Below are 5,309 nucleotides of genomic sequence, written 5' to 3'. Positions count from 1 at the left end.
GCACCCGCCGAGGTGATGGGCGCCGCGGGAGGCACCAGCGGTGCCGGCCAGTCCGCGCCCGACGACGAGCCGCTGCTCGCCCGCGCCCATCACGGCTCGGTGAGCAAGGAGCAGCGGGCGATCATCGAGGACGACCTCAAGTCGGGGCGCCTGCGCTGCGTCGTGGCGACCTCGAGTCTGGAGCTGGGCATCGACATGGGCGCGGTCGACCTGGTCGTGCAGGTCGAGACGCCGCCCTCCGTCGCCAGCGCCCTCCAGCGCGTCGGGCGTGCGGGCCACCAGGTCGGCGAGGTCTCCCGAGGGTCCTTCTACCCCAAGCACCGGGCCGACCTGCTGCACTCGGCGGTCACCACCGAGCGGATGCGGTCGGGGCTGATCGAGGCCGTGTCGGTGCCCGCCAACCCGCTCGACATCCTCGCCCAGCAGACGGTCGCCGCCACGGCGCTCGAGAGCCTCGACGTCGACGAATGGTTCGACACCGTCCGCCGCAGCGCCCCGTTCGTGTCGCTCCCCCGCTCCGCCTACGAGGCGACGCTCGACCTCCTCTCCGGGCGCTACCCGTCCGATCAGTTCGCCGAGCTGCGGCCGCGCGTGGTCTGGGACCGCGACGCCAACACCCTCACCGGGCGTCCGGGAGCACAGCGGCTCGCCGTCACCAGCGGCGGTACCATCCCCGATCGCGGCCTGTTCGGCGTGTTCATGGTCGGTGAGCCGGGATCGACCGGCAACCGCGTCGGTGAGCTCGACGAGGAGATGGTCTACGAGTCACGCGTGGGAGACGTCTTCGCCCTCGGCGCCACGAGCTGGCGGATCCAGGAGATCACCTACGACCGGGTGATCGTGACGCCGGCGTTCGGCGAGCCCGGACGCCTCCCGTTCTGGAAGGGAGACTCGCAGGGTCGTCCGGCCGAGCTCGGCGAAGCGATCGGTGCGTTCACCCGCGAGGTCGGCTCGGCCCCGGCCGAGACGGCGCGCGGACGCTGCACCGCCGCCGGACTCGACGAGTACGCGACGAACAACCTGCTCTCCTTCCTCGACGAGCAGCGCCTTGCCACCGGTCAGATCCCCGACGACCGCACGCTCGTCCTCGAGCGCTTCCGCGACGAGCTGGGTGACTGGCGGCTCGTGCTGCACTCGCCGTACGGCATGCAGGTGCACTCGCCGTGGGCGCTCGCGGTCGGCGCACGGGTCCGCGAGCGTCACGGGGTCGACGGAGCGGCGATGGCCGGCGACGACGGCATCGTGGTGCGCATCCCCGACACGGAGTCCGAGCCGCCCGGCGCCGAGCTCTTCCTGTTCGAGCGCGACGAGCTGGAGCAGCTGGTCACCAGCGAGGTGGGCGGGTCCGCTCTGTTCGCCGCCCGGTTCCGCGAGTGCGCGGCCAGGGCCCTCCTCCTACCGCGCTACAACCCGGGCAAGCGCTCGCCGCTGTGGCAGCAGCGCCAGCGGGCCGCCCAGCTCCTCGACGTCGCGCGCACCTACCCGACCTTCCCGATCATCCTCGAGACAGTGCGCGAATGCCTCCAGGACGTCTACGACCTGCCCGCCCTGCTGCGGCTCGCCGCCCGCCTCGAGGGGCGCGAGCTGCGGATCCTCGAGGTCGAGACGCCCACGGCCAGCCCCTTCGCTCGCTCGATGCTCTTCGGCTACGTCGCCGCGTTCATGTACGAGGGCGACAGCCCACTGGCCGAGCGCCGCGCCGCGGCCCTGTCGGTCGATGCGACCCTGCTGGGCGAGCTCCTGGGACGCGCCGAGCTTCGTGAGCTGCTCGACCCGGTCGTGCTCGGACAGATCGAGCGTGAGCTGCAGCGGGTCGAGCCGGAGCGGCGGCTGCGCGGCCTCGAGGGCGCCGCAGACCTGCTCCGCCTCCTCGGGCCGCTCACGCTCGATGAGCTCGGCGAGCGGCTGGTCGACGAGTCCGTCGCCTCCGCGGACGTCGCGACGGCCGCACCCGTCGCACGCGAGGTGCTCGAGTCACACGTCGCAGCGCTCGTCCGCGCCAAGCGCGTCCTACCGGTCGGCCTTGCGGGCGAGCAGCGCTACGCCGCCATGGAGGACGCCTCCCGGTTGCGCGACGCGCTCGGCGTGCCCCTCCCCATCGGCGTGCCGGTGGCGTTCATCGACCCGGTGCGCGATCCGCTCGGCGACCTCGTCGCCCGCTATGCGCGCAGCCACGGCCCCTTCACCGCGGCGGCCGTCGCCGAGCGGCTGGGCCTGGGAGTCGCGGTCGTCACCGACACCCTCCGCCGCCTGTCGGGCGAACGCCGGGTCTCCGAAGGCGAGTTCCGCCCTACGGGCACCGGAACCGAATGGTGCGATGCGGAGGTGCTGCGGCGCCTGCGCAGCCGCTCCCTCGCGGCGCTCCGCAAGGAGGTCGAGCCGGTCGACGGGGCAGCCTACGGCCGCTTCCTCCCCGCCTGGCAGCACGTCGGAGGCTCCCTCCGCGGCGTCGACGGCGTGGCGTCGGTCATCGACCAGCTCGCCGGCACGCCCATCCCCGCCTCGGCCTGGGAGTCGCTGATCCTGCCCGCGCGGGTGCGCGACTACTCCCCCGCGATGCTCGACGAGCTCACCGCGACCGGCGAGGTCCTCTGGGCCGGTGCCGGGACGCTCCCCGGCAACGACGGCTGGGTGAGCCTGCACCTCGCCGACACCGCCGGGCTGACCCTTCCCGTCCCCGCTGCCGAGGTGGTGCCCCTCGGCGAGCTGCAGCAGGAGATCGTCGGCGTGCTGGGCTCAGGCGGCGGCTACTTCTTCCGGCAGTTGTCAGACGCGGTCGGATCGACCGACGACTCCGGTCTGGTCGAGGCGCTCTGGGAACTCGTCTGGGCAGGCCTGGTCACCAACGACACCCTCGCTCCGCTGCGCACCCTCGTCGGGTCGACCGGAGGCGCGCACCGTCAGCCGCGCCCGCCCGCCCGCGCCCGTGCTCCCCGCGGCCGCGTGATGACGCGCACCACGATGGCCACCCGGATCGGTCCGCCGACCGCGGGCGGACGCTGGTCGATCGTCCCCCTCGCCGAGTCGGACCCGACGATCCGCGGTCACGCTCTCGGCGAGACGCTGCTCGAGCGCTACGGCATCGTCACCCGGGGCTCGGTGCAGGCCGAGGGCGTCCTGGGCGGTTTCGCCCTCGCCTACAAGGTGCTCAGCGGCTTCGAGCAGCAGGGGCGCGCCCGTCGCGGCTACTTCATCGAGAAGCTCAGCGCCGCCCAGTTCGGTACCGCGGGCAGCGTCGACCGCCTCCGCACGTTCGCGCCGCAGGACGAGGTGCAGGAGAAGCCGCGGTCGGTCCTCGCCCTCGCGGCGACCGACCCGGCGAACCCGTTCGGTGCCGCGCTCCCGTGGCCCCAGGTCGAGGGCCACCGGCCCGGACGCAAGGCCGGTGCGCTCGTCGCCGTGGTCGACGGCGCCCTCGCGGTGTACCTCGAGCGCGGCGGCAAGACCGCCCTCACCTTCACCGCCGACGAGACCGTCCTCGCGGATGCCGCGGGCGCACTCGCGCAGCTCGTGCGCTCCCGAGGAGTCGAGAAGCTGACCGTCGAGAAGATCGACGGCGCCTTCGCCCTGGGCACTCCCTTCGGCGACGCCCTCGTGGCGGCGGGCTTCGTGGCCAACCCGCGCGGTCTGAGGATGCGCTCGTGAGAGCAGGGAGGAGTCGTCGTGCCCGAGGGTGACACCGTCTATCGGTCCGCGCACAACCTCGCCGCGGCGCTCGACGGCGAGGTACTGACCCGCTGCGACGTGCGTGTGCCGACGTTCGCGACGGTCGACCTCACCGGCGAGACGATCGACGAGGTCGTGCCCCGCGGCAAGCATCTGCTGATGCGGGTCGGTGACGCTCTGATCCACTCCCACCTCAAGATGGAGGGCAGTTGGCACCTCTACGCGCGCGGCGACGGGCGGCGCCCGACGTGGCACAGGCCGGCGTTCCAGGCGCGCATCGTGCTCGAGACCGCGGACTGGCAGGCGGTCGGCTTCGAGCTCGGCCTGCTCGAGATCGTGCCGCGCTCCGCCGAGGAGGACGTGGTCGGATACCTCGGCCCCGACCTGCTCGGCGCCGACTGGGATGCCGACGAGGCCCTGCGTCGCCTCTCCGCGGATCCGGAGCGGCCGATCGGCCTGGCGCTGCTCGACCAGCGGATCATGGCCGGCCTCGGCAACGTCTACCGGGCCGAGCTCTGCTTCCTGCGCGGACTGCTGCCCACGCGACCGGTCGGCGACAGCGGCGACCTCGTGCGCACCATCGCCCTCGCCCAGCGTCTGATCACCGCCAACCGCGAGCGCATCGAGCGCACCACCACCGGCAACCTGCGACCGGGACAGCAGCTGTGGGTCTACGGCCGCGACCGCCGCCCCTGCCGCCGGTGCGGCACCCCGATCGAGCGCGGCGAACTCGGCGACGACGAGCTGCAGCTCCGGGTCACCTACTGGTGCCCGCACTGCCAGAGCTGAGCCGCTACTCCTCGACGGCGGAGCGGTGGCCGGGGACGTGCTTCTCGTGGATCGAGAATTCGGCGAGACGCTCGACGCGATCGACGTGACGGCCGGGCTCCGAGGCGTCGGAGACGATCCAGCTGCCCACGAGGAGGAAGGCATCCCGCCCGCCGGCCGTCAGCGGCCCCGTGATCGTGAACGATCCGAGAGTCGGAGTCGAGAACGCGGCCCGAACCGGGTCTCCGTGCTGCAGTCCCTCCACGGAGCGCGATCCGCCCACCTCCTCCGCCTCCGGAGCGAGTGCGATGCTCTGGATCTCGCTGCCCGTGCCGAGGAACACGTCTGCGACGACGAGCTCCCCGCCGACCGCCTGGCGGACCACTCCCTCGATGCCGTAGAGGCCGTAGCGCGGGGAACGGACGAGGACGCGGACGGAATCGCCGATCGCGATCTCGGCGAGTGCGCCGCGGATCGAGGCGACGTCTCTCCGCGCGGGAGGGGCGGACAGGGCGTCGAGGATCGGGCTGGACATCCGATCAGGGTAGCCCGTCCGGTGGAACGGACGAAGTCCCGCACCGGTCGGCCGGTCCGCGCGCGTCGTCGCGGCCTGCCGGCGCACACGTCGCATCAGCCGTCTCGACATGAGTGGGCCGTCGCCGGTCGGAAAGCAGAAGCCTCTACACCACGGGACGACCAGACTCCACGGGACGACCAGATTCCTCCGGGTGACCGGGGTATCAGCGGGTGCGGAGTCGGTGGGATTTGAACCCACGGAACCCAATAAAGGGTTCTCCACCTTAGCAGGGGGCGATGTCAAGTCGTCTAAGCAACGGCTTCGTCGAGGAGTAGCCGCTCGAAGACTTCGCGGGGGG

3 protein-coding genes are annotated in these 5,309 nt (G+C 72.6%); 2 read left to right on the top strand and 1 reads right to left on the bottom strand.

Annotation, left to right across the window (positions count from 1 at the left end):
* Together ACH61_RS13780 and ACH61_RS13775 are read left to right on the top strand one after the other, a co-directional pair.
* Positions 1–3,645, top strand: a 3,645-nt coding sequence (locus ACH61_RS13780) for a DNA glycosylase AlkZ-like family protein (RefSeq protein ID WP_153038893.1), incomplete at its 5' end; no start/stop codon positions are given.
* Positions 3,646–3,663: 18 nt separating this feature from the next.
* On the top strand, positions 3,664–4,455 hold the full coding sequence (locus ACH61_RS13775; protein ID WP_068213034.1) for a DNA-formamidopyrimidine glycosylase family protein: 792 nt from the start codon (positions 3,664–3,666) through the stop codon (positions 4,453–4,455).
* 4 nt (positions 4,456–4,459) lie between these two features.
* Here ACH61_RS13775 and ACH61_RS13770 read toward each other — a convergent pair whose 3' ends face one another.
* Positions 4,460–4,969, bottom strand: a complete 510-nt coding sequence (locus ACH61_RS13770) for a hypothetical protein (protein WP_132504957.1) — start codon at positions 4,967–4,969, stop codon at positions 4,460–4,462.
* Positions 4,970–5,309: the final 340 nt, after the last annotated feature.

The sequence above is a fragment of the Rathayibacter tanaceti genome, assembly GCF_001634385.1.
In the GTDB taxonomy this organism is placed as follows: domain Bacteria; phylum Actinomycetota; class Actinomycetes; order Actinomycetales; family Microbacteriaceae; genus Rathayibacter; species Rathayibacter tanaceti.
The sequence above is the reverse complement of the archived record's forward strand: the minus strand, read 5'-3'. Positions and strand labels throughout refer to the sequence as shown.

Bases quoted from the DNA above. Each gene is read 5' to 3' on its own strand.
- ACH61_RS13770 (WP_132504957.1), bottom strand. From the start codon at position 4,969: ATGTCCAGCCCGATCCTCGACGCCCTGTCCGCCCCTCCCGCGCGGAGA.